22 protein-coding genes are annotated in these 26,953 nt (G+C 41.3%); 14 read left to right on the top strand and 8 right to left on the bottom strand.

Going from position 1 to position 26,953, the window contains the following annotated elements; genetic code table 11:
* Positions 1-110: 110 nt before the first annotated feature.
* A complete protein-coding gene (rpiB, locus tag ACY2LT_RS07710) occupies positions 111-551 on the top strand; it encodes a ribose 5-phosphate isomerase B (RefSeq protein ID WP_491814948.1) in 441 nt (146 codons plus the stop codon).
* Complete coding sequence (gene bshB1 / locus ACY2LT_RS07705) at positions 552-1,319, top strand: bacillithiol biosynthesis deacetylase BshB1 (protein ID WP_491814946.1); 768 nt, start codon at positions 552-554, stop codon at positions 1,317-1,319.
* Here bshB1 and ACY2LT_RS07700 read toward each other — a convergent pair.
* Genes ACY2LT_RS07700 through ACY2LT_RS07685 form a run of 4 tightly spaced genes read right to left on the bottom strand, consistent with a single transcriptional unit; the run spans position 1,316 to position 6,954 of the window.
* The gene (locus ACY2LT_RS07700) at positions 1,316-2,386 is read right to left on the bottom strand and encodes a S66 peptidase family protein (protein ID WP_491814945.1); all 1,071 of its coding nucleotides are present in this window, start codon (positions 2,384-2,386) and stop codon (positions 1,316-1,318) included. The genes bshB1 and ACY2LT_RS07700 overlap by 4 nt on opposite strands.
* A 51-nt stretch (positions 2,387-2,437) precedes the next feature.
* Entirely contained in the window at positions 2,438-2,974 is a 537-nt protein-coding gene (locus ACY2LT_RS07695; RefSeq protein ID WP_491814944.1) for a hypothetical protein, read from the bottom strand.
* 2 nt (positions 2,975-2,976) lie between these two features.
* Complete coding sequence (locus tag ACY2LT_RS07690; RefSeq protein WP_491814942.1) at positions 2,977-4,248, bottom strand: AAA family ATPase; 1,272 nt, start codon at positions 4,246-4,248, stop codon at positions 2,977-2,979.
* The gene (locus ACY2LT_RS07685; RefSeq protein ID WP_491814941.1) at positions 4,249-6,954 is read right to left on the bottom strand and encodes a S41 family peptidase; all 2,706 of its coding nucleotides are present in this window, start codon (positions 6,952-6,954) and stop codon (positions 4,249-4,251) included. It lies immediately after the preceding gene.
* Between the two features lie 75 nt (positions 6,955-7,029).
* Here ACY2LT_RS07685 and ACY2LT_RS07680 point away from each other — a divergent pair, with 75 nt between their 5' ends.
* Positions 7,030-8,184, top strand: a complete 1,155-nt coding sequence (locus ACY2LT_RS07680) for an aminotransferase class V-fold PLP-dependent enzyme (RefSeq protein WP_491814939.1) — start codon at positions 7,030-7,032, stop codon at positions 8,182-8,184.
* Here the strand turns inward: ACY2LT_RS07680 and ACY2LT_RS07675 are convergent, their stop codons facing one another.
* On the bottom strand, positions 8,185-8,766 hold the full coding sequence (locus ACY2LT_RS07675; protein WP_491814938.1) for a rhomboid family intramembrane serine protease: 582 nt from the start codon (positions 8,764-8,766) through the stop codon (positions 8,185-8,187). It lies immediately after the preceding gene.
* A 143-nt stretch (positions 8,767-8,909) separates the two neighbouring features.
* Here ACY2LT_RS07675 and ACY2LT_RS07670 point away from each other — a divergent pair, with 143 nt between their 5' ends.
* Entirely contained in the window at positions 8,910-9,941 is a 1,032-nt protein-coding gene (locus tag ACY2LT_RS07670; protein WP_491814937.1) for a helix-turn-helix domain-containing protein, read from the top strand.
* A gap of 3 nt (positions 9,942-9,944) precedes the next feature.
* Here the strand turns inward: ACY2LT_RS07670 and ACY2LT_RS07665 are convergent, their stop codons facing one another.
* From ACY2LT_RS07665 to ACY2LT_RS07655, 3 genes are all read right to left on the bottom strand, one after another.
* The gene (locus ACY2LT_RS07665; protein ID WP_491814935.1) at positions 9,945-10,232 is read right to left on the bottom strand and encodes a hypothetical protein; all 288 of its coding nucleotides are present in this window, start codon (positions 10,230-10,232) and stop codon (positions 9,945-9,947) included.
* Positions 10,222-10,770 carry a hypothetical protein gene (locus ACY2LT_RS07660; protein WP_491814933.1) on the bottom strand — a complete coding sequence of 183 codons (549 nt, stop codon included), beginning with the start codon at positions 10,768-10,770 and terminating at the stop codon, positions 10,222-10,224. Before ACY2LT_RS07660 ends, ACY2LT_RS07665 begins: the two co-directional genes overlap by 11 nt.
* Positions 10,771-11,032: 262 nt before the next feature.
* Positions 11,033-14,167, bottom strand: a complete 3,135-nt coding sequence (locus ACY2LT_RS07655; protein WP_491814931.1) for a T9SS type A sorting domain-containing protein — start codon at positions 14,165-14,167, stop codon at positions 11,033-11,035.
* A gap of 218 nt (positions 14,168-14,385) precedes the next feature.
* Here ACY2LT_RS07655 and ACY2LT_RS07650 point away from each other — a divergent pair, with 218 nt between their 5' ends.
* The 10 genes from ACY2LT_RS07650 to ACY2LT_RS07605 all read left to right on the top strand — a co-directional run bounded on the left by ACY2LT_RS07650 (position 14,386) and on the right by ACY2LT_RS07605 (position 26,844).
* Positions 14,386-18,747, top strand: coding sequence for a choice-of-anchor D domain-containing protein (locus ACY2LT_RS07650; protein WP_491814930.1), 4,362 nt, complete (start codon positions 14,386-14,388; stop codon positions 18,745-18,747).
* A gap of 220 nt (positions 18,748-18,967) precedes the next feature.
* On the top strand, positions 18,968-20,995 hold the full coding sequence (locus ACY2LT_RS07645) for a peptidylprolyl isomerase (protein ID WP_491814929.1): 2,028 nt from the start codon (positions 18,968-18,970) through the stop codon (positions 20,993-20,995).
* A gap of 330 nt (positions 20,996-21,325) precedes the next feature.
* Positions 21,326-21,625, top strand: coding sequence for an HU family DNA-binding protein (locus ACY2LT_RS07640; RefSeq protein WP_491814928.1), 300 nt, complete (start codon positions 21,326-21,328; stop codon positions 21,623-21,625).
* Between the two features lie 87 nt (positions 21,626-21,712).
* A complete protein-coding gene (locus ACY2LT_RS07635; protein WP_491814927.1) occupies positions 21,713-22,645 on the top strand; it encodes an aspartate carbamoyltransferase catalytic subunit in 933 nt (310 codons plus the stop codon).
* A 54-nt stretch (positions 22,646-22,699) separates the two neighbouring features.
* Positions 22,700-23,542 carry a peptide chain release factor N(5)-glutamine methyltransferase gene (prmC, locus tag ACY2LT_RS07630; protein ID WP_491814925.1) on the top strand — a complete coding sequence of 281 codons (843 nt, stop codon included), beginning with the start codon at positions 22,700-22,702 and terminating at the stop codon, positions 23,540-23,542.
* Positions 23,543-23,720: 178 nt separating this feature from the next.
* Entirely contained in the window at positions 23,721-24,059 is a 339-nt protein-coding gene (locus ACY2LT_RS07625) for an STAS domain-containing protein (RefSeq protein ID WP_491814924.1), read from the top strand.
* Positions 24,060-24,098: 39 nt separating this feature from the next.
* Positions 24,099-24,872, top strand: a complete 774-nt coding sequence (locus tag ACY2LT_RS07620; protein ID WP_491814923.1) for a MotA/TolQ/ExbB proton channel family protein — start codon at positions 24,099-24,101, stop codon at positions 24,870-24,872.
* Positions 24,873-24,903: 31 nt separating this feature from the next.
* Positions 24,904-25,416: an ExbD/TolR family protein gene (locus ACY2LT_RS07615; RefSeq protein ID WP_491814922.1), complete on the top strand. Its 513-nt coding sequence runs from the start codon at positions 24,904-24,906 to the stop codon at positions 25,414-25,416.
* Positions 25,417-25,468: 52 nt separating this feature from the next.
* Entirely contained in the window at positions 25,469-26,038 is a 570-nt protein-coding gene (locus ACY2LT_RS07610; protein ID WP_491814921.1) for an ExbD/TolR family protein, read from the top strand.
* A 2-nt stretch (positions 26,039-26,040) separates the two neighbouring features.
* A complete protein-coding gene (locus ACY2LT_RS07605; RefSeq protein WP_491814920.1) occupies positions 26,041-26,844 on the top strand; it encodes an energy transducer TonB in 804 nt (267 codons plus the stop codon).
* The last annotated feature ends 109 nt before the right edge of the window (positions 26,845-26,953 follow it).

Raw genomic sequence — 26,953 nt, 5'->3', positions numbered from 1 at the left:
GTGGAAAAGTTCGTTTTATTAACATAAAAAAATGTAGATTGTTAAAAAAATGTTGATAATTTTATTAAAAAAAGTGAGAAAAATTATAATAGTAAAGGAATAGGGAATTTATGAAAATAGCAATAGCATCGGACCACGCCGGGTATAATTATAAAAGAGAGTTGTCAGTTTTTCTGAAAGAGTTGGAACAGCAAGTGCTGGATTTTGGAACATTTTCGGAAGAATCAGTAGATTATCCCGATTTTGCTTTTCCGGCTGCGGAAGCGGTTGCAGGAAACATAGCAGATTTTGGAATATTGATTTGCGGAACAGGCATAGGAATGGCAATTACTGCAAACAAGATAGTGGGAATTCGCGCGGCAAACTGCACATCAGTAGAAATGGCAGAAATGGCACGCCGTCATAATAATGCAAATGTGCTTACTCTTGGGGCAAGAATTACAGATTTGTCGCTTGCAAAGGAAATTGTGAAAACGTTTCTTTTTACAGAATTCGAAGGCGGCCGCCATATGATAAGAATTGAAAAAATTCATTCTATCACGGGTAATTAAATGGAAACGCGGATTATTTATGAGGATGCGGAAGTAAAAACAGTTGATATGCTGGTTATTGATGCCCATCCGGACGATGCCGAAATATCATCTGGCGGAGCTATTGCAAAACTTACAGCAGCAGGAAAAAAAGTTGCAATAGTGGATTGCACCCGCGGGGAAATGGGCACTCGCGGCAATCCCGACCTTCGTTTGCAGGAATCGCTGGTAGCAACGAAAATACTCAAAGTGTCGCACAGAATAAATTTAGGAATGATGGACGGCTTCATAGACGAAAGTCCGGAGTCGCTCTATCGGGTGATTTCCATAATTCGTCGGTTTAAGCCAAAAATTATTCTTACACATCCGCCGTTTGAACGCCACCCGGACCACGAGGCTGTTCATCGGCTTGTGAGAAATGCTCTGTTCAAAAGCGGACTAACAAAAATTCATACCGAGCTGAACGGAGAAGAGCAGGAAATTTACCGAACCCGAAAAATTTTCTGTTTTATGCAAAGCTACCAGTTCGAACGAAAGCCGGACTTTTATATAGATATTTCTGATTTTCAGGAAATAAAGATGAAGGCAATTGAAGCATTTGCTTCGCAGGTGTATGTTACAGGCAACGAAAATACAAACGAACCGCAAACAAAGCTATCAAGTCCGGAATTCAAAGAAGAGCTAGTAGCCCGTGCAAAGTATTTCGGGAGCTTAATCGGGGTTCGCTATGCAGAAGCGTATTTATCGGTTGAGCCAGTAGGAATCAGTTGCCTTAGCAATATGATTTAGCAGACTGCGGGTTCCAGCAGGGAAAAAGTTTTGGCTCTGGTGTCTATGCGTGCTTTAATTCCAATGGGAAGAGTGATTTTATTAACTATATGTCCGAAAGGAAAATCATAAACAAGCGGAACGCCGAGAGGCTTGCAAATTTCGTTGATTACCTCGAAAATAGTTATGCCCCGGTTAGGATAGAATGATTTGCGTGCGTGCAGGTTCTTAAATTTTCCGAAAACAATTCCTTTAACGTTCTTCATTTTTCCGGCAAGCACAAGTTGAGTGAGCATTCTGTCAATTTCGTAGGCGTGTTCGGATACATCTTCCAGAAACAAAACAGAGTCGTCGGTTTGAATTTCGTACGGAGTGCCAAGAGTGCTCGAGATAATTCTCAGATTGCCACCTTGAACGAATCCTTCGGCAACACCATCGTTTATCACCTGCATATCGTCAATTTTAGCAGAAAAAAGTTCGTCGAGCGAGAGAGTTTTTTTGAAACTGTTCAAAGTGAAATCCTGCCAGCTGCTAACGGCAACGGGACCGTGAAAAGTAACAAGAGAGGATTTTGCATAAATAGCATTGAGCAAGGCTGTAATATCGCTGAATCCGACGACAATTTTTGGATTTTTCCTGATTACGTCGTAATCGAGTTTGTCTAAAATACGCATAACTCCATAACCGCCGCGGGCACACATAATAGCAGAAACGTCGGGACGCTCGAAAAACTTCATAAGTTCTTCGGCACGCTCCTGATCGCTTGCAGCAAAATAATTATTATCATTTTTCTGGTTTTTTGCAATTCGTCCGATTTCAACTGAATATCCCTGATTTTTGAGCAAGTTTACAGTGCCGGATATATTCCACGCACTCACAGGACTTGCAGGAGAAGCAATAGCGATAAGTGAACCTTTTTGTAGTGCCGGAGGTAATATTTTATCTTTTGTTTGCTCAATGTTGTTAAATTCAAGTTCAGAACCTTTGAAAGGAACGAAGTCAAGAGTCCGAGCCATCAAACTGCTTGCCGCACCGAAAGCAAAAACACCTGAAGCAAATTGCTTTATAAATTGTCGCCGATTTTTCATTTTATTACTTTATAAGTTCAATTGAAGATAGAAAAAATTATACCAAAAATATTAATTCTGTTTATTTAAAAAAAATTTTTTGTAAAAATAATCGAAAGAGCGATTTTTGCGGCAGGCGATTTCCACCGAAAAATGCTTTAGCACTTCCTGCATAAAATCAATTCGCGAGCGATAAGTGCGAATGTAATAAAGATTGAAATCTTCTTTGGTAATAGTGTTGGTTGTTGGAATTGGTTCGAGCCCGAGCGATTGAGCGAATTCATCGGGCATACCAGCCAGATACCAGCTTTCAATTTCTTTGATTACAATTAGAATTTTTTCAATATCAATCAGTTCGAATTTATGTTTAATTATTCGTTTTTTTTCGGCAACAGTTTCGATTTCGTCCATATCGGCAAGCATAATATAGTCGAAATTCAAAGTATTAATGCTGAGAATAAACAAATCGACTTTAGATTTTTTCATCTGGGCATACTGAATAATTTCGACATCGTCGTAAAGCTTTTTGAAACGGTGCAGGAAAACCTTGTTGAAAAACAAGGCGTCGTCTGTTCCTTCAACAAAAATATATAATTTACGCAGAGCCATAGTTATTTAAGCAAATTTTGAATATAGAGTTCCTCTATTCCGATTTCATTTTGCAGAAAAGTTTTGATTTCGTTTCGTTCGTGTGGTTTGATAACGGAAGAAAAACCGTGTTCGTCGCGGGAAACGAAGTGAATGTTTTCAATGCCGGCGTATTTAACAATTTCGGGATTGTGAGTGCTGAGCAAAATTTGCTTGTGTTGGGAGCATTCCTTCATCATTTCGATAACTTTAGAAATAAGGTAAGGGTGAATGCGGCGGGCTGGTTCCTCGAAAATTACAAATTTTTTATGCTCGAAATAGAGAACAATCACAATTGCAATAATGAAAAGCGAGCCGCTGGACATAAGAGAAGCAGGCAGAAATTTATCTTTGACGTAAGATTCTTTCACCTTCAGTTGCAAATATCTGTCTAAAAATTTATCTACTTCGAATTCTTCGATGAAAGGCAGGAGATATTGCAACAAATTGAAGAGGGTGCGGGCTTTATCGGGATTGGAGAGAATACGCTTAAGCACGATAGCGAGATTTTCGCCGTTTTCTTCGAGTTCGGCTTTGCCGGCGATAGAGGTAACGCTTTTGGGTTGGTTTGGGTCTAAGTCGTAAATTGAAATATCGCCGATAGCTTTGCGGACGCTATCGGGATGAGGCATATAATATTGGTTTTCGATAAATAAAGTTTCGTTCAGTTTTGATTGCTCGGAATATGAATTAATATCGAGATAAATCGAGGGTAGCAAATCTTCTTTGGACAATGGGATTTCGCCGTCTTTGGTGTAGTCGATTGCAAAATTTCCATTGTTGTTCGAGATGGTAAGTTCGCTATGCCCGATAATATGCTCTGTGTTGGAACTATCGCGCATCAGATAGAAGTCGAAATTTTGTTTGAGCACATTATGCACAACGCGATACTGCTCGTTGTCGTCGAAGAATTCGAGCACAAACTCGTGTTCGAACCAGCTTGGCTTGATACCGATAGTACCGTGGGGCATATTTTTGATTGGGCGAATTTTTTTGAATGGTTCGACTTCAATTTTCAGAGACATAAATTTTTCGCTGTTGCCCAAGCTCAGATTGCGTAAGTATTCCACTCCTCCTTGCATTGAGATAGCGTTGTCCAGCCCCGATTGCACAATATCGCGAAGAAAGCGGAAAATAGAGATAAGGTTCGATTTTCCGGCAGAGTTCGGACCAATCATCACATTGAACTTGCCAAGTTCCAGTTTAAGTTCTTTGAAACTTTTGAAGTTGGAAAGTTCAATTTTCTTGATAATCATTTATTTATTCCTTGAATTTTTAATAATTTCAAGTGTCTTGAATAAAATATCGTCAATATTATTTTTGATAAAGCTTATATCATAATTGACTGTAATAATGGGCGAAATCGGGCTGCCGGAAATTTCTCCGCCATCGGGCGAGACGACTTTTGCAGTAGTTGCAGTCAGGTAGTACCCGCAGGGCAGAGCGATAGTGCAAATTTCACCAGCAGAGCCGGAAGTGGGGCGTCCGATAATTGTGCCGAGTTTGTTGTGCTTGGCAATTGCCAGAATAGCTTCCGAAAGACCTACAGAACGTTCGTCGCACAAGAAAAATATCTGCTTATTGGCAAGACGACGGTATGGTTTGATATTTGTATAGATTGAATATGAATTACGGCTTTTGCCGTAAGGCTCTGTATTGGTTGAAGTAACGATTGGGAAGGATTGCACAGCATTATCGGCAAGCAATCCTAAGAAATACTCCGAAACCTGAGATTTCCCGCGCAAATCAAAAATCAAGCAAGGAAATTTCTCCATAAATTTAGCTATTTCGTTCAGTTCCTTGTCGGTGGTGCGAGTAAGGTCGCAATAAATTGTGCTGTCGCCAAAAATTTCGTAGCGTTCGGGACGTTCTTCGATAAGTTCGCCAACAAGCAGGGTGCGGGTTTCTACCACTTTAACAGGTTTGCCGTTGCGAAGGGCAGTTATTTGAACTTTGCTATCGGGTGCACCTTTCGTGAGTTTGTTTATTGCAATAATCCTTCTGAATGCAGGGTTGGGAACAGCAATAAGTTGCTCGGTTTGCTCCAACGCCTGCGAGGCAGGAATGCCTTCAATTTCTGTAATTTCATCGCCCGGCTGCAAAGCCGAAGATTTATGATTTTTCACCACAATTAGTTTGCCGTCAAAATATTTGAGCAAAAAGGGCAAGTATTTGGACAAGCCGGGGCTGTATTTTTCTATTAATGCGTTATTATCTTTTATGGAAGCCAGAAGTTCGTTCAGGGATTTTTCTAATTCAAGGCTATCCGATTGAGCCGCAACCTTTGTAATTGCCGAGCGAAGCAAGTTCAGCATTTTGGGGCGATCATTTTCCGAAGCAGCGAAATGAACAAGATAGTTCCAAAGGTCTATCACAAGGGCAATTCTGCTGTGGCGGTCGGCTGTGGCAGGGACAAAGTCCGCTGGTTTTGTTAGCAACCGGGTACGGAAATTTACGTTATAATTTGCATTTGCAACGCTATCAATATTGAGAACGAGTGGTTGGGAATACTCGACTGAGTTTTGCAAAGTGAGAGAATAAGTATTATTTGGGCGTAAGATTTTATTGTGCTGAGTGGAGAACAATTTCAGGAAGCCGTTTTCAGCAGAAAACTGGTAGCCGGCGCGGGCGGATTCGTCCAGTAAATTCCAGTTCACCAAGGGTTCGCTCTCGAAATCGATAATTATGCGGCGTGGGTTGTTGAGAGTTTTTGCATAAATTTTCAACTCGATTTTACGAACCGAGAAAGTGCCTTCGCCGTCTAAATTTGTAGCCAGACGAATGAATTTTGTATTGTCGGGAACTTTAGTTTTGAGCGAGTAAGTGTTTTGATCAGTAGATTTTACAAAGGGTGGCTCGAAAGATGTAAAGCTGATTATGCGGTTGTTTTCGTCTTCGAAGCGAACTAAAATATTGCCGAAAGCGGAACTGTTTTCAGCTGCGAGTGAGCATTCAGCGGAAAGTTCAATTCCTGTCGGGTGGATTTTGCCTACGCTAATAGGTGTGCGTTGCATTGCAAGAGCGGTGCTTGTGCGTTGGGATAGGGCAAGATTAATCATTTTGCTGTTCGAAACAGCGTTGGCGTAGTTAGAAGGCACTCCGGTGTGCAACCAGGCGTAAGCGGGTAATTTGTCGTTGGGCGTGAGGTTTAATTTATTATTAAATTTAGCTTCCGGAGCAACAGAATTAACAAGCGGGCTCAGTAATTTCACAAATTCATCAGAATTTTTTGCAGATTCGGCTTTTTCGATTCCGGCAATCAGGAAGTTATTCCAATCAATTTTGTCGGAATAGAAATTTGGGTAAAAATACTTTATAAGCCCGAAAATTTCAGCGAAAGCAACTAAATTATCGAGTTCGGAAGCGGACAGATTTGATTGCTTTGCATAATATTTGGGGTCTGACTGGATTATATCGAAATTGGCGTTGTCGATGAAAACAGTGCCGCTGCCCTTGAGAGCGAAACCGTAATTAATCGTTTCGGCGTTCTGGGGAATATCGAGCATAATAGAGAAGCGGGACCAGTTGCCGGAGGTGATAGGATTATCCTGCGAACTGAAAGAAGCAATAATATTGCCGTCTTTGTCCCGCACATTAGCCCAGAGAAATGCGAAAGACTGTTCATTGTCCAAAAAAGCAAGCAGGTAGGCACCAAAATTAACTTTGTTGGCACGATAATTACGGGCGTTAATCGATTGCCTGACGAATGCGATAGTAGAGGTGTCCTTAGTGTCGGGCGAATTAATCACAAGCGATTTGCGTCCCGAGTGCGAGAGCGAATCGGTTGTAATAATAACGTAGCCTTGCTTTTGTGCCGAGTTGCTGGCATCCCATTGCGGTGGTTCGTAGCCCACGGCACCAAGTTCGAAGTTTAAATTATACGGAACAAGCAATCCTTGCGAAAAAGTATTGCCTGCAATACAAATGTATAAAATAATAATGAATGATATTCTTTTTAACATATCAGAGCAAGTAAGTTAAACAAAAAATTAAATTAACAATTTTTTAATTAATTTGTTTATAAATTTAAATTGAAAATGAAAAAACGTTATGTTTATTTGAACAATGCTGCAACGTCGTACCCAAAGCCAGAGGCTGTTGAGCAGGCAGTATTGAAAAGCATCAAAGAAATGCCGCAAAATGTCCACCGCGGAGGACTATTTTTTCAGGATAAGATGGTTGATTATCGCAAGAGCATTGCGAAATTTTTGGGAGTGCGAAACCACAAGCGGTTGTTTTTTACGTCGGGGAGCACCGAAGCAATAAACCTGATAATGAAAGGTTACGATTTGTGTCGCCGGCATATAGTTGCAACGGCAACGGAACATAATTCAGTGCTGCGACCACTTCACCATCGATTGCGAATTCATATGAGCGATGCCACAATTGTTCCTTGCGACGCAACCGGATATGTGTCGCCCGACGACATCCGCAAAGCAATACAGCCGCAGACAGCTCTAATAGTTGTAAATCATTGTTCGAATGTTACAGGCACAGTGCAGGATATAGCTGAAATTGCGGCAATTGCCCGTGAATATGGCGTGAAATTGCTGGTGGATGCTTCGCAATCGGTTGGAAATGTGAAAATAAATATTGATAAAGATGGCATTGATATGCTCGCTTTCACAGGGCATAAGTCCTTGTTTGGCACAACCGGCACAGGCGGAATATATATAAAGGAAGATATTTCTGTGATTCCGCTTAAAACCGGTGGAACAGGTTACAAAAGCCGCGAACTCGAATATCCGAGAGAAGAGCCACACATCTACGAAGCAGGCACCCAGAACTATACCGGTATTGCATCTATGGCGGCAGGAGTGGATTTTATCAAAAAAGAAACTTTAGAAAAAATTCAGGAACACAAAAAGAAGCTTGTTTCGATGTTTCTTGATGAGTTCAAAGGCAACCCGACAATAAAGTTGTATCACAGCGAGACAAAGAGCAGTTTCAGTTTGATTTCGTTCAACATAGAGAATATCGAAGCCGAAGAAGCAGCCTTTATTTTAGCAAATTCGTTTTCAATACTTGTTCGTGGTGGGTTGCATTGCGCCCCGCTTATTCATAAGTATTTAGGAAGCGAACCGCACGGCACAATACGAGTAAGCCCCGGCTATTTTACAACCGAAGAAGAGATGAAGCAATTTATCGAAGCCGTCCATAAATTAATAGATTACGGGAAAAAGCAAGATTAATCAAAAATGATTCAGAAAATGCTGAACTACATTGGGTTCGAGCAGAACGGTCAGCACAATTCCGGCAATTGCTCCGAAGAGATGAGCCGAATGATTGATGTTGTCGCGTGCCTGACGTTCGGCATAGAAGCACCACGCAAGATAGAGCACACCAAAAATATAAGCGGGAATTGGGATTGGCAACGGGAAAATTATCATTTTGCTTGTGGGGAAGTATAAAATCGAACCGAAAACGATACCTGAGACTGCTCCCGAAGCCCCGAGCGAACGGAAATTGGGATTGTTTGCGTGTTTGAAAAACGAGCCCAAATCTGCGATAATCATACTTCCGAAGTAAATTATAAGAAAGTTTGTTGCCCCGACAATTTCTTCAAATCTAAATGCAAAAAAGTAGAAAGTAATCATATTGAAAGCAAGATGAGTAAGATCGGCGTGCAGGAAACCGCTTGTGATGAAAGTGTACCACGCACCTTCGCGACGCACCCGCCAGGGCGAAAACATCCAGCGGTAATATATGCTTTGGTTGCGATACATTGCATATAGCGAAATTGCAGCAGTTGCTATTAATATTATAAATGCCATATATTTCCGGATTATTTGTAAATACTTATTAAACGAAAGATAACAGAATAAATTATTAAATTATTTGGCATATTAATTGATAACTCTAAATAAAAAAATTTTCATAAATTCAAAACAAATATTAAATTAGAGAAAAGAAATTTATGAATGAAACGGGCAAAATACTCAAATCGGAGCGTCTGAGACGCAACCTTTCAATCGAAGAGGTGAGCAAGGCGACGAGTATTCGGACGCATATAATCGAAGCAATCGAAAATGGGGAATACAACGTTTTGCCCGAAGTGTATATTAAGTCTTTTATCAGGAAATTATGCAATTTATATGAAATTTCTGATTTAAGTGCTCAGCAGGAAGTGCCGCCAGCCGAGCGCAAGCAAGAGGCAGCGGAACCGATTGCGACTGCAGAACCAGATGAAGCAACGACAGAAAATGCTGATTTGGAAGTAGAAAAACCTGCCACAAAACCCATCAAAAAGAAAAAGGAAAAACCTAAAAAAATAGTTACTTCCACAGAAGTTTCGCAAAGCAAGGACTATACGGAAATATTCCGGAAGCGAAGAGTGCGTTTCAGCGTAAATCCGGTATTTATAAATTATATTATTATTTCAGCAATTGCGATTTTTCTGTTGCTTGTAATATATTTTGTTTTCTTTTTCGATACGAAAAAGTTCTTCGAGGAACAGCGATATGCGCAGGACACAGCCGCAGAGAAAACGGAAAATAACATAGAGAACAAATTAACAGAGTTTTTCAATAAAAGCGATTCGATAGTGATAAAAGCAGTAGCCCGCGATACTGCGTGGATGCGAATAGAAATAGACGGAGCCCGAAGCGAGGAATTGCTGATGTATCCGGGAATGGAGCGCAGCTGGAATGTGGGCGAATTTGCAATTGTTCATCAGGGGAACTTTGGGGCAATACGCTTTTATCGAAATGATGAATTGCTGGAAATACCCGGCAAACGCGGCACAGTAGTGAAGAACGTGAGAATAACTGCCAGCGAAGTGCTAAACGCAAATCCCTGGGCAGAAGATCCCACCAGCCGCGTAGATGCGATTGAGAATGTTCCGAAAAATATTCGACGCTACAATCAAAAGAAGGATGAGCAAATAAAACTGATACAGCCTTCGGAACCAATACAGAAAAAGCCATTAATCAAAGACAGTGTCAGATAATAATCAGTATTTTACAACAATTTCGAATTTGGGTTTTTCGAGAGCGGCTTCCGATTCGATAAATTCGCGAACGTATGGCTTGATGAAGCTATGCTGAAGCACGTCCTCGGGCAAGCCGCGAGCGATAGCCCGGGCGGCAATTTCAGGGGTAGCATTTTTATTTATTAAAACGAGTTTTCGCTCTTTTAGCACAGCGGCACCACTTTTGAAGTTTCCTTTTTCGCGGCGAACAACAACGCCGGAATTTTGAGCGATATATTCGAGTTCTTTAAGCAATTCCTTAGTTGTCATTGGCATTCTCCTTTCTTATAAGTGGCAGCCAGGCAAAGCAGGCAGCTGCTGCCGAAGTTGTAAGAAAGCTGAGACTGCTTGCAACGGTCCAGTTGTTGCCGACAAATCTGTTGTAGAAAAATTCCTGCACTTCCCAATCGTAAAAATCGCGAACGTTTTGGAGAACAACCGAGTTAGCCAGTCGCCAGTCCATATAGAACAGATATGCTTGCACCGGAAGAGCAAGCAAGAGCAGAATAAGCGACATCAGTAGCCAGCCGTTTTGCTTCCACGATTTTCTGTTACGTAAAGCGTAGATTATCAAAGAAATGGCGAACAGTCCGTAACCGACGTCGGTATAAATAGCTAAATCGGCGAATAAATATATATTTTGCATTCTGATTGCATCGTTGTAGTTCTCTTTGAGCGAAAGCACTGCTTCGGGCTTGAAAATATCGTAGCCAATTGCAGTGCGGGATAGATTACCTCCAAACCAGGCTGCAAAACCAATCAAAGCCACAGTCAGCAGAACCGAAGACCAAAAATTGTGCTTTATCATTGAAATCCTCTGTTTTTTTAGCAAAAATATGAAAGAAAAAAATATTGTGCAAAGAAGAGTTTTCGACACAAGGCGAGCAAATCTATTGTTTGATTGATTTTAGGTGATCTTCAATAGATTAATCTCATCTTCGTACTCTACGGAGCTGAAGCAATTTTCTTTGAACTCGTTTTGAGTGAATTCAAAAAAAATGATTTTAGAAGCAAAATTAATATAATCCATCTACTTCCTAATTACTTTGGAAAAACTATAAAGAAAGCTTTTACCGCACAACAACGAAGGTTTTGGAGAGACTGCCAAACTCGTTGCGAATGCTTACGAAATACGCCGATGGGGCAAACTGCCGCAAATCAATTTGTTCGAACACGTATCCTCGACGCGAGGGGTAGCGGCGTAAGAACACTTCTTGCCCAAGTGTGTTGTAAATTGTAATCTCGAACTGGCTTTCTTCGAGCAGATTAAGTTCGAGCGTCAATAATTCGTTTGTTGGGTTTGGGGCGAGCCGCACCTGCATATTTGCAACAGGAGAGCTTTCAAACCGGATTTCTAATGTGTCGGACGAGTTTTTGCAGTAGTTTGCGTCTTGCACTATGACGTAATATCGACCGGGAGCAAAAGCATAGCAACGGTTGTCGGAAGCGTCTGCAATCAAAGTGTCGTTTGCATACCAGTAGAGTGTGCCTGTTGCGTCAGTTTCGAGCCAATTGCCGTTTTTGCGTATAGTTGGCTTGGGTGGCAATGGATTTACAAAGATTTCGAAGAGGGAAGAGGTGTAGCGGCAGTTGTATTCGTCGGTTAGCCAGAAGAAGTATTTTCCTGCCTGAGTAAATTGTCCGATCAAGCCAATTCTGCCGTTAGACCAGCCACTATGCAACACTTTCTGAGAGCTTTGGATTTTTGCAAGTATCATAGCTGTATCGCCTTCGCAAATTGGGTTCGAGGTGAGCAAAATCAAGTTGATTTCGGGGCTTGCGGGTTTCCATAGGTAAACTGTGTCGCTTACGGCAAGGCAACCATTATTCCGTACAGCCGAAACGTAGTAATTGCCTGATTGCGAAACTTTGAGCGACGAGCCTCTGCTGCCGTTATTCCAGATGTAAGTATAATCTGAAACAGGATTGAGCACCTCTAAAGTTACTTCCTCGTCCGGGCAGAAGACAACGCGTTCCGGAACGGCAACAATTGGTTTTTCTGCCGGACACTCCCAGAGCTGCAAAGCCCACACTCCGCGCCCGAAAGTTGCCGCAAATAGAGTTCCGGTTCCGTAGTGAATTTCCAACTCGTTAATAATAACAGCTGGCAAGCCGTCTCCGGCAGGAAGCCAGACGGTATCGCGTAGCCGTTTACGGAATACGCCAATATCGGTTCCAACGTAGATGATGTCGGTCGTGCTGTCGATGACGATACAATTAACAGGAATGTTAGGTAAATTATACGAGTGATTTTCTAAATTAGAATTATTCCATCGAAAGAGTTTTAGCGAAGTAGCAAAACCGCCGCAAGCAATCCATAGGTTACTGTAAATGTCGAACTGAATTGCTGAAATCGGGCTTTTTAGCTGCAAGAGAGCAGTCCAGTTCTTTCCGGAATTTGCGGTATAATACAAATTGTTTGATTTGGCTACGGCAAACACATTTTCATCTGAATAAGAAGAAGCAATTGCATTAATAGTGGAACTGTCGGCAAAATCCGAAATTTTCTGCCAGGTGAGACCTTTATCGGTAGTAGTCCAGAGATTTTCGTATCCGCAATAGACGATTTTGGGATTTGCGAAGTGGTAGCCAAAAGAAGCGACCCAAGGGCGTTTTTCGTTTGAAGGAATTTCCATTTTGCCGGTTTCGGTATTGAACAGATTGCCCCGCTGAGTGGAGAAATACACAAGCGAAGGGTTGTCGGGAGCGACAAAGCATTCCATACCGTCGCCAGCCCAGAAGAACTTCCATTTATCATAAAAATATTCGTAAACGTTATTGTCCTGCGAACCGCCATAGAACAACCGGGGATTATACGGACTTAGCCCGATACGGTAGAATTGAGTAATACCGAGATTGGAACTGATATTTTCGATTTTGGAAAAATCGGGATTAAATCTGTAAATTCCGCCGTCGTTTGCAAGATAGATTTTGCCGTCAAACCGGTTATATTTAATGTCGTGCATATCAACGTGAACTTCGTTGCTGATTGGAGTAAATTCGTCTGAGCGAAGACTACCGCGATAGAGCCACACACCACCAACATAGAACTCATCTTTGCTATTTGGCAGAAACGAAAGCACAAGATTGAAAAAGCCTTGTGCCTGAACTAATTCGGAGTATTTAGCAGTATCGGGAAATAATGCTTGCCAGAAATACCCGTCACTATCAGATAGATAAAGCCCGCCGAACGAGTTGGTGTGCTTCGAGACGCACAAAGCAAGCAGACGCGAGGGATCAATCGGAGTGGTGGCAAGCTTCACACGGGAGGCATCGCGCCAGTAATTAGCAAAGAACCAGTTTTCGCCGGCATCTTCGGAGATGAGCAGGAAAGCACCATCGGCAAGACTGTAAGTTGTTGCAAACAGGACGTCGGGCGTGCCTTCTTTGAAGCAAAGGTCGCGAAAATTGAAGCCATCGGTGAGAGTTTGCCAGGATTTGCCAGCGTCGGTAGATTTTATTATGGAAGTGCTTGTTGCAGCATAAAGGATTTGAGGATTTTCGGGATGAACGAGCAATTTTGAAATAAACTGACCGCTGCTATATTCAATTCCTGTTGGTAATATTTCCCAAGTGTTTCCCTTGTCGGTGGATTTAATAATACCGAGCGAGAAGCAACCAAAGAAACTGCTTCCATCGGCATCGCCGGTTGCAACGTAAATTGTGTTGGGGTTTTGCGCCGGAATGGCTATATCGGAAACTCCCATAGACAGGAACTCAGTAAAAGGCACAACTTCCCAGCTACGACCGCGGTTTGTGCTTTTCCAAAGTCCGCCCGAAGCCGAGCCGAGCCAGATTAAATTGCTATCGAGCGGGTCGAAGGCAACTACATTGACACGACCACTGCCCGAGAGGCGTTTATCGGAGCCTTCTTGCGGAAGACGCGGACCAAGTTCCTGCCAGAGGTTTGTATTTTGGTTGAACTGTTGAGCTTTGTTGCGTAACAGTTTTTTGTATTCATCAAAAATGCCGATAGTGGCAGGAAGATGTCCGGCAGAGTCGGTTCGCACCGAAAGTCTGTGCCTAAGACGTTCGATAGGCTTGTATCCTTTGGTGTTGTAGAAGTTAGGTGGGGAGTTTCTTTCGATGTTGCTACTGAATTGAAAGAAGTTTGATGGCGACGAGCCCTTGTCGGTCAGGAAGATTTGAGCGAGAGAACACTCTAATGATAGCAAGAATAAAAATATAGTAACACAAATTCGCATAGTCAATTATTTCGGTTCAATAAAGTTAAATTAAGCAATGTAATATACAAATAAAACAATTATTTAGTTTTTTATTAAGATTTTTTGTATTTTGAAAGTTATAGCGAATAATATTAATTATTATTCAATTATTTTTGTGATTTTTTTTAATATTATTTGTTATTACAGATAAGGAATAGAAATATTTTATATAAATTGTTATTAAACAAGGGGTTAAAATGAAAAAACTGTTCACATTGACTTTTATGCTGTGCATAGTAGCCTTAGCGATGGCTGCAAATGCCCAGAATACACGCATCGAAAAAATCAAGCAGAACCTGAGCAATCAGGTGCTAACTGCGGGTGCAAATTCTCAGGGCTACGAATTTATTGTTGCCTTTCCACAAAATGAAGTTGCTTCGTGGACAAGTGGCGATTTGTTCATCTTTGTTTCGTCTGCAAAGCCAACAGTGGTAGAGCTTCAGAATGCCCGCACAAACGGAACTATCGCAAGGAAAACTATTTCAAAGCCTTACAGCGTAATTCAATTCAGAACTCCGATGGAGCTGAATATGGCTCGCGACGAAGTACGCGTTCCATACGAAACTCCGCAGGACAATAAAGCGTTCCGAATAGTATCGAGTTCCAGCCCGATTTCTGTTTACTGCCTGAACACAAAATCAACAACATCGGACGGCTATATGGCTATTCCGGTTGCTTCGTGGGGGACTGACTACATACACGCCTGCTACTATGATAATAACGAAGGATCAAACGACCAGGGGTTCCCATATATGGGTAGCGGCTTTGTAATTATGGCATCGGAGAACAATACAACAGTAAACATAGAGCTCAAAGGACGCGGGGCACAGTCCGACGCAACTACGGGAGGACGCAAGATCGGTGACAAATGGTCTGTAACTCTGAACCGTGGTCAGGTCTATTGCGTTCGTGGTGCGGCAAATCAGGATGGTGATTTTGATTTAACAGGTTCAAGAATAAAGAGCGACAAACCAATAGGGCTGCTCTCGTATCACCAGAGAGCCGACCTGCCGGCGCTTATTTCATCATCTCGTGACCACTTGGTAGAGATGCTGCCGCCTGTAAGCGCCTGGGGCAAAAGGTATGCTACAATACAGTTGCAAAGACCGCCGTTTAAAGGAGACCTTTTCCGGATAGTAGCGGCGGAAAATATGACTAATTATGAAGTACGCTGGTATGACGAAAACACACAAGAACTAATTGAAAGACGAGTCGGGACATTAAAACGTTCGGGTGATTTTGTGGAATTTAGTGAAGTGTTGGGGGCACCTGGTCCCGAAGTTAAATCAATACGTGGTGTATCAATTTTCTCTGCAAATAAACCAATATTAGTTTTGCACTACTCATATTCATCGAGTTGGGACGGCAATAATGACTACGACCCGTTTATGATAGTAACAACAGCTGTGGAGCAATTTACAAACCTTACAATTTTCCAGACACCATCAGGGCAATTTGACGACAACTGGTTCAATATTATTGCAATAGGTGATACATTAGACCCAATGAGACATGTGCAATTAATTGAATCTATAAAACTTGACGGGAAACCAATTTATCAGACAGTTCCGCAATTCAAGATGAACAGAATACCAGATACTGACTTATATTTTGCAAGAGTAAGAGTGGGACCGGGGGCGCACTACGTAACAGGCGAAACACCATTTGGTGGATATGTGTATGGATTTACAAGTGTGGATTCCTACGGGTGGCCTGCTGCGATGCAGTTTAAAGTAACCGATGTAGTTGATACATTGGCTCCGGAAGTGTATGTAGAAGGCAATTGTGGCAAATACACCGTTAGATTTACTGAAATTCGCAATGGCAAAGAAGGGGACGACCCATTTCAACAAGATTTAGGTGTCTCCGACCAGCCAAGACTACTTGATGGAACAGAGAATTTCAAAGACCCGATATTTACAACACCATTTACACCGTTCCCACCGAAGACCGACTTTACGTTCGAGTTGCAAGTTGATGATATAACAAAAGACGCTGTTGCTTATTTATCGATAGTTGACCGTGCAGGAAATGAATCCAAAACTAAAATAGAATATTTCGCTGACAAAATTGCAAGCAATCCAGATATACTCCAATTCGGAGCTGTTCAGGTAGGCAAATCGTCTGATTTGACATATATCATACAAAACAAGGGCGGAAATGACGTAACAATAAAGTCAATAAAATTATATAGAGGGCAATATTATCAATTAGTGGATTTGCCAGCAATCCCAACAGTAATTCCAAAGAAGTCAGAAATACCTATAAACGTTCGTTATTCGCCGGTTAATGAATCGCCGAATGAATTTAATTTGGATATTGACTCTGTGCTTATTGAAACTGAGTGTTTAAAATTTTCCTTCCCGGTTACTGGTCGCGGTGTAATTCCAAAGATTGACGTAACAGACTATAACTTTGGTGCGGTAGTTGTTGGCGATAAGAAGTGCCATACAAGCGGCATAGTCGTTCGCAACACGGGAAGTATGAATTTAGTAATTGATGGATTTACCTGGAATCCGGGTAATCTGGCATTTACTTTGGAAGATCCGATCGAGCCGGCATTCCCTGTTATAATTACACCGGGACAGAGCGTTTTATTTAGAACTATATGCTTTACTCCAGCAGACAACGGCGATTATACTGCAAGAATAGACTTTAATTCCAACGCAGCCAGCGGTAAATACTGGTCGGATATCCGTGGTATTGGTATTAAGCCAGGACCACAGATTACCAGCTTCAATTGGGGAGCCCGCCGTGTATTAGATGCAAATGTTAAGATGATAGATGCATATCAGGGTTATGTTGAAGTATCTAATATCGGGACTTCACCACTTAAATTCATTCGTGCCGAAATTGATGAAAACGACAACGATGGTAGCTACGAAGTTGTTGGTTATGAGCCAAACTTTATCGCAACCGGACAGAACCAAATAGAAATCTGGCCTCAAACCGAAACTGACCCGAACAAAACTAAAGTCGTTCGCGTTCTTTTGAGATTTAAACCGATTACTGATAATGTTAGAACTAATGTAAAAATATATCCAATATTTGCTTCGAGCGATAATATACCTCGTGGTAGTCTTTATGGTGTACTTGAAGGTTCAGCATATCTGCCGCAAATCGAAGCAATTGGTTTTGAATTCACTCCGGAAGTGGAAGTTGGCGAACTTCATCCTGTAACAGGCAGCATTAAAATTCGCTCGTTAAGCAATACAGCAGACCTGTTTATCAAAGAAATTCGCATACGCCCTGTTACTCCAAATTCGAACCAGGACTTCAATTTCTTGCAGCCACTGCCGACAGACTTTGTATTGGCTCGTGGTCAGGAACTCGAAATACCAGTTACATTCACTCCAACTCGCACACTTCGCAGAGAAATTGCATTGGATATTTACAACGATGCATTCCCTGCTTACGATAGCTTGCAAATTACAACAATCAATGTAGTTGGTAATGCATTTGACCGCGGATTGGAAGTTACTAACATAGATTTCCAACGCAGAACACGTTGCGACGATCCTCAATTGAGCTTCGAGGTTCGTAATACCGGCACAACCCGATCATTTGAGATTAACAATATTCAAGTGGAAGATGCTTACTCTGATATTTTCGAAGTGCTTGGATTTACACCGGGCGACCAGGTTGACCCACAAAGCACCAAAGTTTACAACGTTCGTTTCAAACCGGATGCTCGCACTGGTCAAATTCACGACAATGGCAACAAAATTAAAGCAAAATTATACGTTGAAACTTCAATTGGCACTTATGAAGCAGAACTTTCAGCTATGAGCGTTCTCAGCAATGTTGAGCTTTCACTGCCTCGCATTGACCAGATGACTGCTGGAATGACTACTACCAGTAAATACAAAGAATTCCCTGTTTCTATTAAGCTTGTTCCTGATGCAGGACATATGGGCACTTGGGCTGAAGTTCAAATTACTGAGTTTACTGTTGAAATAAAATACAATCCAAAATGGATGAAATACAACGGCTCTGTTACTCCGGGCGAAGTATTGAAAAACTGGGTTCTTACTGCCAATGAAGTGCTTCATAGCGAAACATCTGCTTCGTTGTTTGTTCACGGTAAAGGTGGATTGCCAATCGACAAGGATGGAAAACTCTTCAATCCAAACTTCTTAATTCTGCTTTCCGATAGCAGTTCGTTTACTCCATCGTTTGGGCAAATTACATTCCACGACCGCGACGAATGTGTAAGCTCGGTGAATGTTCCCGGACGTATTTCATTGCAACATTGCGTGCAAGACTTACGCAACGTTATCATTAACAAGAACCAGTTCAAGATGATACCGATTAAGCCAAATCCGGTTTCCGGTGGTTCGGTAACGCTTGATTTCAGTGTTGGTTTGGATAACGTATATACCCGTATCGAGCTTATAAATGCACAAGGTGAGGTTGTTCGGGTGCTTCAGGACGGCGAAATGCGTGCTGGCGACTACAAAGCAACAATCATCACAAGCGAACTTGGCTCGGGCGTTTACTTTATCAATATGGTTAGCGGTCCGTTCCAGGCACGTGAGAAACTCGTTATTGTGAAATAATCTTGGTTTAGACAAGCAAGGAAGGGCTACCCCCGAAGGTAGCCCTTTCTTTTTACACGGAATGCAAATTCCCAATAATTACGATTAAGCAGAAGGCAATGAACAGGTCAATTGAAAATACAACACTTAGCCGTTCGATTTCTTTGTAATTCGGAAAAAAAATGGTAATTTACTTAATATTTTGCATACAAATTGTTAATTCTCATAGAGGTAAGGAATTATGAAGCAATGGATTATCGTTGCGATTCTATTATTTGGAATTAGTTTTGTTTCTTTTGCCCAGAAGAAGAAACCAACTGACAATTCAAACATTGTTCTGGCAACAGTTGGCAAGGAAAACATTACTTATAAGCAAGTCGAGCGCGCATTCCAGAAAAATATGAACCGCAAGCATCAAAAGCTAACCGATTTGCCAAAAGATAGCATCATCGATTTTGTTAATCTTTATGTAAATTATAGACTGAAAGTTCAGGACGCTATTGCTCGTGGTTTCGACAAAGATTCTGCGGTTGTCGAAGACATCAGCCAAAACCGGAAGTTGCTTGCCGAATCTTTCTTCTTCGAAAAGAAACTAACCGAACCTACTCTTGAGAGATGGCAAAAAATGCGTGAAAAAGAATACAAAGTTGCGATTATTATTGCTATAGTTGGGGCTAACAACGATACTACCGCAGCATACGAAAAAATCAAAAATGCGTTGAATGAATTGCAGCAAGGCGTTCCGTTCGAAGAAGTTGCCAAAAAATATTCAGACGACCCGGAAACATCCCGGAACGGTGGTGTTGTGCGGAGCTATATAACGGTTGGGCGTGTCAATAGAATTCTGGAAGAAGAAATATATAAATTGAAAAAAGGCGAATATACAAAGCAACCAGTAAGAACTAATTTCGGATATTTTCTAATAAAGGCTTTGGACGAATCGCCCCGTAACTATCTGAAAATGCGTTCGATAGTTCTCGAAAACAAAAATAATAAGTTCAGCGATGAAGAATTCAGGCAAAAAGCCGATAGTTTAGTTCAATTAATGCGTCAGGGCAAAGCTTCTTTTGCCGCAATTGCAAAAGAGCATAGCATCGATACACGCACTGCACCGCAAGGTGGGGCAGTCGATGGATATTATAGCCGTTCTACCGGTTTGAACAACACGCAGGAAACTTATATCCCGGAAATCGAAGAAGCAATTTATAAGCTAAAAGCCGGGGAAATTTCAGACCCTGTTTTTACCCAAAACTATTACCATATTTTCAAAGTTGATTCTATATTGCCAGTAAACACTGCAGCCGAACTCGATGAACTCAGGGCTACATACAAACGTCTCTATTTTTCAGAAGATAAGATGAAATACATAGAAAAGCTTGAACAAGAATACGGGTTCAAAAAGAACGACCAGGCTCTTGATGCATTGGTTAATCAGCTCGACACTACCAAAACAAGCCTTGAGCAAGGTTGGGAGGCGTCGGTAACTGAACCGGTCAGGAAACAGAATTTGTTTACTTTGCGTGGCGAAAACACAACTGTTGGCAGATTCATTGGTGAGGTTTCTACTTCGAAAGAGCTTCGTGGCACTCCGCTCAATCGCGATGGGCTAAGCAATGCAATCAAGAAAATAGTTGAATCGCGTGTCGTTGATTATGCAACAAGCAATTTAGAAAAGGAATACGAGGAATTTCACGATTTGGTGAAAGAGTTTCGCGATGGCATATTGCTTTTCAAAGTCGAGGCTCTCGAAGTATGGGACAAAATGAAGTTCGATTCTGCGTTAGCAAAAGTTTATTACGACACAACATCAATGGATTTGACGCGTCCGGTTATGTATGATATAAGCGAGATTTACTTTTTGCAAAAAGCGGATGCCGATAGCGTCTATAAGCAACTACGTTCCGGTGCAATTAGTTTCGATGATGCTGCAAACAAACACACCCAGAGAATAGGAATGCGTGCAAAAAAAGGTCATCACGGACTTCTTCCGCTTGACCGCAACCAGCTTGCAAAACTTGCTTCCGAAAAGAAACTCCGCCCGGGCGATATGTCCGAGCCAGTAGCTTATGAGCAAGGCTATTCAATTATCAAAGTGAATGCAATCGAGGATGCACGCAAAAAGTCGTTCGAAGAGGCAATCCCGGATATTGCACCAAAAATTCAGGATTTAATTCAGAAAAGACTTACCGAAGAATGGCTTAGCCGCCTACGAAAGCAATTCCCTGTGAAAATTGAGACAAAAAATATCAGTCAGATAGCGAATAAATAAAGCAAAAAGCAAGGGGCGAGAGTAATTCTCGCCCTTTTTTTGTATGCTGAGAGACACAATGCAATTACCGTATGTAGAGACGCAAAAGAAACAACGGTAGAGACGCAATGCATTGCGTCTCTACACAGAAAAATCAAAAAAAATAAAAAATGAAAAAAAATTACTTGTTTAGAAAAAAAATGTTGTAAGTTGTTGAAAAACTTTATATATTTACAACGTGATATTTGCAAAGTGTCGTGAAATCCTTGAAAAATAACGTTATAGAGAAAGGCAACATTTTTTTAACTAATTTTAATTAGTTCTCTTTTTTTCATTAATTAAAGGTGTTTTATGAACAAAACAGACTTAATCAAAGCAGTAGCAGAAACCGCTGGTATGACAAAGGTTGATGCAGAAAAAGCTATCAATGCAACATTTGATTCAATCAAAGGAATTCTCGTAAAAGGCGAGAAACTCACTTTGGTTGGCTTCGGCACATTCGAAGTTGCAGACCGCAAAGCTCGCACTGGCAAAAATCCACGTACTGGCGACACAATTAAAATTCCTGCTACAAAAGTTGCAAGATTCAAGCCAGGCAAAACTTTGAAAGAAGAAGTTGCTTCGACAGCTAAAAATAAGAAGAAAAAATAATTTTTAAGTTTGTAAAAATTGCCGTTCATTATGAACGGCTTTTTTTATATTTTTGCCTAATTTGTTTTATTCAATTTTTAAAAAATTATGAATAATGACTATTTACTAAGCAAGCCATACTTAATCAACTCAGAAGATTTGACCGCAGAAGATATCGCAGCAATTTTCGGGAAAGCACAGTTCTTTTTGGAAAATTATCCGAAAGAGAGAAAATTTACAGATTTGAAAGGAATAACTGTTGCTCTTGCGTTTTTCGAGCCATCGACACGCACAAAACTTTCGTTCGAACTTGCAGCGAAGAGACTTTCTGCCGACACAATTTCTTTTGCATCGTCGTCGTCGAGCCTGACCAAAGGCGAATCTTTGATAGATACGCTTCGGACAATTGAAGCAATGGATGTCCAGATGTATGTCGTTCGCCACTCGAATAGCGGCGTTCCGAAATTTTTGCAGGAGAACACACGCGGTGTAATCCTCAATGCCGGCGATGGCAAGCACGAGCATCCCACACAGGCGTTGCTCGATAGCTTCACCTTGTGGCGTCATTTTGGGCGAGTAGAAGGGTTGAAGGTGTGTATTGCAGGTGATATTTTGCACAGCCGTGTTGCACGCTCGAACATTAACGTATTGAAAACTCTTGGGGCTGAGGTGGCGCTTTGCTCGCCGGGCACATTGCTGCCAAGATACCTCAATCCCTGGGATGTGAAATTAATTGAAAGCGTTGACGACGCAATCGAGTGGGCAGATGTTCTGCTTATGCTTCGTTTGCAAAGAGAAAGGATGGAAAGTGGCATTCTTCCGTCTATTCGCGAGTTTTCCAAGTATTATGGAGTTTCTTTGGAGCAATTTTCTCGCAAGCCAGACCTTGTACTAATGCATCCGGGACCCGTCAATTATGGAATTGAGCTTGATTACAGAGTTAGTTCATATCCAAATTGCCTTATACAAACGCAGGTTACTCACGGCGTTTTTATTCGTATGGCATTGCTGTCGCTTCTTTCCAAATTCGTTGCAGTATAGGCAGGTGCACCACCTGTCTATACTCCATTTTCCGCTTTTACTATCCAAGCTGTTATGAAAAGAACAACTATATTAGATATTATCAATAATGGTTCGGAATATCTGACAAAACACAACGTAGAAAGTGCAAGATTAAATGTAGAACTACTGCTATCGAAAACTCTCAATTTACAAAGGTTGCAGCTTTATCTGAAGCACGATATGCCGCTCGGAGAGACCGAACTCGAGCATATGCGTCAATTGCTACGAAAACGTGCGTCTGGCGAACCTTTGCAATATTTGCTAAACAAAGAGCAATTTCTCAATATCGAAGTGGTGCTCAATAATTCGGTGCTTATTCCGCGACCGGAAACCGAACTTCTTGCAAAAAAAGCCGAAGAATTAATACGTCAGCGTTCTTACAAAAGGATATTGGATATTGGCACTGGCTCGGGTTGTATTGCTATCTATCTGGCAAAATGCTTCCCCGAAGCTGAAATTGTCGCAATAGATAAAAGCCCGAAGGCTATTGCAACATCCAAGCAAAATGCTGAGTTGAACAAAGCAGGGAATATTACTTTTTACCAGTCGGATATTCTGAAGGTAGCACCAAAACAGAGATACGACCTGATAGTGTCAAATCCGCCCTACGTTTCGCTCGAGGAATACAATCAGCTTGAACGCGAGCTCTACCACGAACCGAAAGAAGCACTAACAGACGATGCCGATGGGCTTACGTTTTACCGACGTTTTGCCGAAATTTTCCCTTCGGCATTAAGTAGTGGCGGGGCTTTTTTGCTCGAACTTCCTGCGAACAGGGAAACGGAACTGAGGGAGATTTTTGGTGCTTTCAGGATAGAATTTATTAAAGATTTCAACGGACACGCAAGAATTTTGCTTGGGCAAGTAACTAAATAAGGCGTTAAATTGTTGTATCATTAATTGTGAGATAAATATTAAGGTATTATTAAGAATAAATAAATTCGATAATGAATGATTAATTTTTGTTTAATATTAGCAAAGATAAACAAAATATTATAATAAGTATGTTTTTTTTATTATTTTTGAAATTACGTATAATAAAAGGAGTTAATAGATGTCGCAGGTAAAAGTAGAAGAACAGATAGGCGGAGTGATAGTCCATTTGCGTGGGCAATTCATCGGTGGCGAGGAAACCGATGCGCTTCGCGATATATTGAAAAAATATGCCGAAGAGAAGAAAAACAAACTGATAATTGATTTTGAGAAAGCAACTTATCTGAATTCAACGGCTTTGGGTGTGTTGATAGCTGCGCACTCGAATTTTGCAAAACGCGGTGGCGAAATAATTTTATGCAACTTAGATAAATCACTCGAAAATATATTTATCATAACAAAACTGATAACTGTATTTAATGTTGCAGATGATTTGCAATCAGCAATAAAAATGTTGTAATAATATTTATTAACTTTTAACAAATTATGGAGTTTTTTTATGAAAAATCTGTTTAATGTAATTGCCATTTCGATAGCAATTGCAATTGCGTTTGCATTTTACTTTATTGTAATGGGGAATCCAGCAAACTTTGCGGACGCTGCAAAACATGAACCAGTAAACGTACTTGGGATGGTTTACACAGGTGGTCCACTTGTAGCATTACTTATTTCATTCCTTATTTTGGCTGTTACTTTTACAGTAGAACGTTTCTTATCGATCAACAAAGCAAAGGGCAAAGGCAACCCTGTTGCATTTATTCGCACAGTAATCAAAAATCTTGAAAACGACAATTTAGATGCAGCATTGGCTGAATGCGATAAACAACGTGGCTCTATTGCTAACGTTCTTCGTGCAGCAATTTCTCGCTTCAAAGAAGTAAAAGACGACGAAAATTACGGTCCAGAAAAGAAAATCTCCGAAGTTCAACGTTCAATCGACGAAGCAATGAACCTCGAAACACCACTACTTGAAAAGAACCTTGTAATTCTCTCCACACTTGCATCAATCGCAACAATGGTTGGTCTTTTGGGAACAACAATCGGTATGATTCGTGCATTCGCAGCACTTGCACAAAGCGGAACAGTTTCGGCAATCCAGTTGTCGATTGGTATCTCGGAAGCATTGTATAATACAGCTGGCGGGCTTGCAGCAGCTATTATTTCAATCGTTGCATATAACTTCTTCACAACAAAAGTTGATAATTTCGTTTATATGATAGACGAAGCAATTTTGAACATTACACAAATTTTCACTATTAAAACTAAAAAATAATTTTTCTAATTAGCAGAAAAGGAGTCTGCAAGTGGCTAAAGTTAAAAAGAAAAGAGTAGGTTTTGTAATAGACATGACCCCACTGGTCGATATTACATTCCTTCTGCTAACTTTCTTTATGTTTACAGCAAAGTTCAAGACACAGGCAGAAAGCGAGCAGAAATTTGTAATCAAAAGACCAGCTTCGACTCCTGTCGATACAGCAACGATACCAGACAAAGATTTAGCAGTAATCAAGGTTGCCATTGACAGTGCAACAAGCGACACAATGTATTATTACGAAGTGCTCAACGAGGCAGACCGTCAGGCTGTCTGGCAGAAGATGCCAAATTTCACACCTGAATTGCTCTCTAAGCACCAATTGCCAGTGGACAAAGATATGCTAAACGAACTGGTGCTCGCAACTCGTGTGGTTCGCCCAGCGACAAAGTTTGCTATCGATGCTGATAAGAAACTGAGATTTAAATGGATAGCCGATGCGATGGATATTCTTCGTCGCAACCGTGCTACAATGTTCAATTACGTTACTGATAAAAAACAGTAACTAATTTAACTAACAAATTGTTATATTAATTAGAATACTAAGGAGAAAATAAATGGCTGGTGGTGGTGGTCAATTAAAAGCGGAACGTGCCAAAAGAGGAAAAGCGTCTAAAAGAAAAAAGATGAAGCGCGTAGGCTTTCATATCGATATGACGCCTCTGGTAGATATTACCTTCCTTCTTTTGACGTTCTTTATGTTTGCAACCACTTTGGCTGCTCCACAAGTAATGGAGATGTCTATCCCACCGGAGATTGTCAAACAAGTAGAAGTGCGCGAATCTGAACTCCTGCAAATTTTTATTCGCGACGACGATAAATTGTTCTATGCTAAAGGTAGCGACGATCCGCAACCGATCGAACTCAAAGAGTTGCGTGCCTTAGCCGAACGCGAAAACCTTATGCCGAATGTTCGCAATCGTCTTATTACTTCATTGAAAATCTCCGACGATGCTACTTATGATATGGTTATCAAAGTTCTTGATGAATTAAATCTTGCAGAGGTAAAAATTACCGAAGAAATCGGAAAAGAACTTGATGAGAACGGGCAGCCTAAAAAACGTGAGCGTAGATTTACTATCGCTCCAATGCTTGAAGAAGACATTAAAAAATTAGCGGAGTTGTAGTTATGGAAGCGAAAGTTGCAAATGTTCCAATTGATGAAATACCACTTCCGTGTCCGTATGGTGCGGCGGAACTCAAAGCGTTTATCCGTCGCTATACAATTCGCGGATTGTTGGTATCTATAGCTCTGCTTGCTATATTCTTAATTACTTTCTTTATTTTCCAGAAAATCGAAGAGCAAAGAAACAAAGCTCCGAAGTTGGCGCCGATGGTGAAGCTAAACCTCGAAAACCTGCCTCCGCCGTCGGACGAGACAGCTATGGATGCTCCTCCTCCGCCGACACAAACTATGTTGAATACCGGTCCGGCTGCTCGTGCGGGAACTCCTGTGCCTGTGCCTGATGCTCAAATCTCTCCTGATTTGAAAGATTTCGCAACGGTTAAGGATATTGCACGTGCTTCTGCTGCTGGTGGCGATGGTGTGGATATGGGAGGTTTTGCCGCTAATATTGATTTCGATGCTTCGAAAACTCCTGTGAAAGTTGATATTAAAGAAAAAGAACCAGAACCAGACGAATTTATTGCAGTCGAAAAAGAACCCGGTGTGGATTTAGCAAAACTTCAATCGCTTGTTTCTTATCCTGAGTTGGCTCGCCGCGCAGGTGTCGAGGGAACAGTGATTGTACGCGTGCTTGTATCGAAAGACGGTACTGTTAGCCGTATGCTTATTGAATATTCAGACAATAAGTTGCTCGATCAGGCTGCCGAAGATGCTATCCGCAAATACGGACGCTTTACACCTGCTATTCAGAATGGTCAGCCAATTGCTTGCTGGGTATCTATTCCGATCAGATTCAAATTGAGATAGTAACTCACTGCATACATTCTTAAAAAAGTTGTCTGAATAGTCAGGCAACTTTTTTTTATAAAAAAATGGGACACAGAATTGTGTCCCATAATTGTATATAGGAAAGCGA

It is taken from the genome of Eximiradius proteiniborus (genome assembly GCF_058546985.1).
Note: the sequence above shows the minus strand (reverse complement) of the source record. Positions and strands in the feature narration are given on the sequence as shown.

What these genes read in the sequence shown, in the direction of transcription:
- rpiB (WP_491814948.1), top strand. Translation starts at nt 111, where the DNA reads ATGAAAATAGCAATAGCATCGGACCACGCCGGGTATAATTATAAAAGA.
- bshB1 (WP_491814946.1), top strand. Translation starts at nt 552, where the DNA reads ATGGAAACGCGGATTATTTATGAGGATGCGGAAGTAAAAACAGTTGAT.
- ACY2LT_RS07700 (WP_491814945.1), bottom strand. Translation starts at nt 2,386, where the DNA reads ATGAAAAATCGGCGACAATTTATAAAGCAATTTGCTTCAGGTGTTTTT.
- ACY2LT_RS07695 (WP_491814944.1), bottom strand. Translation starts at nt 2,974, where the DNA reads ATGGCTCTGCGTAAATTATATATTTTTGTTGAAGGAACAGACGACGCC.
- ACY2LT_RS07690 (WP_491814942.1), bottom strand. Translation starts at nt 4,248, where the DNA reads ATGATTATCAAGAAAATTGAACTTTCCAACTTCAAAAGTTTCAAAGAA.
- ACY2LT_RS07685 (WP_491814941.1), bottom strand. Translation starts at nt 6,954, where the DNA reads ATGTTAAAAAGAATATCATTCATTATTATTTTATACATTTGTATTGCA.
- ACY2LT_RS07680 (WP_491814939.1), top strand. Translation starts at nt 7,030, where the DNA reads ATGAAAAAACGTTATGTTTATTTGAACAATGCTGCAACGTCGTACCCA.
- ACY2LT_RS07675 (WP_491814938.1), bottom strand. Translation starts at nt 8,766, where the DNA reads ATGGCATTTATAATATTAATAGCAACTGCTGCAATTTCGCTATATGCA.
- ACY2LT_RS07670 (WP_491814937.1), top strand. Translation starts at nt 8,910, where the DNA reads ATGAATGAAACGGGCAAAATACTCAAATCGGAGCGTCTGAGACGCAAC.
- ACY2LT_RS07665 (WP_491814935.1), bottom strand. Translation starts at nt 10,232, where the DNA reads ATGACAACTAAGGAATTGCTTAAAGAACTCGAATATATCGCTCAAAAT.
- ACY2LT_RS07660 (WP_491814933.1), bottom strand. Translation starts at nt 10,770, where the DNA reads ATGATAAAGCACAATTTTTGGTCTTCGGTTCTGCTGACTGTGGCTTTG.
- ACY2LT_RS07655 (WP_491814931.1), bottom strand. Translation starts at nt 14,167, where the DNA reads ATGCGAATTTGTGTTACTATATTTTTATTCTTGCTATCATTAGAGTGT.
- ACY2LT_RS07650 (WP_491814930.1), top strand. Translation starts at nt 14,386, where the DNA reads ATGAAAAAACTGTTCACATTGACTTTTATGCTGTGCATAGTAGCCTTA.
- ACY2LT_RS07645 (WP_491814929.1), top strand. Translation starts at nt 18,968, where the DNA reads ATGAAGCAATGGATTATCGTTGCGATTCTATTATTTGGAATTAGTTTT.
- ACY2LT_RS07640 (WP_491814928.1), top strand. Translation starts at nt 21,326, where the DNA reads ATGAACAAAACAGACTTAATCAAAGCAGTAGCAGAAACCGCTGGTATG.
- ACY2LT_RS07635 (WP_491814927.1), top strand. Translation starts at nt 21,713, where the DNA reads ATGAATAATGACTATTTACTAAGCAAGCCATACTTAATCAACTCAGAA.
- prmC (WP_491814925.1), top strand. Translation starts at nt 22,700, where the DNA reads ATGAAAAGAACAACTATATTAGATATTATCAATAATGGTTCGGAATAT.
- ACY2LT_RS07625 (WP_491814924.1), top strand. Translation starts at nt 23,721, where the DNA reads ATGTCGCAGGTAAAAGTAGAAGAACAGATAGGCGGAGTGATAGTCCAT.
- ACY2LT_RS07620 (WP_491814923.1), top strand. Translation starts at nt 24,099, where the DNA reads ATGAAAAATCTGTTTAATGTAATTGCCATTTCGATAGCAATTGCAATT.
- ACY2LT_RS07610 (WP_491814921.1), top strand. Translation starts at nt 25,469, where the DNA reads ATGGCTGGTGGTGGTGGTCAATTAAAAGCGGAACGTGCCAAAAGAGGA.
- ACY2LT_RS07605 (WP_491814920.1), top strand. Translation starts at nt 26,041, where the DNA reads ATGGAAGCGAAAGTTGCAAATGTTCCAATTGATGAAATACCACTTCCG.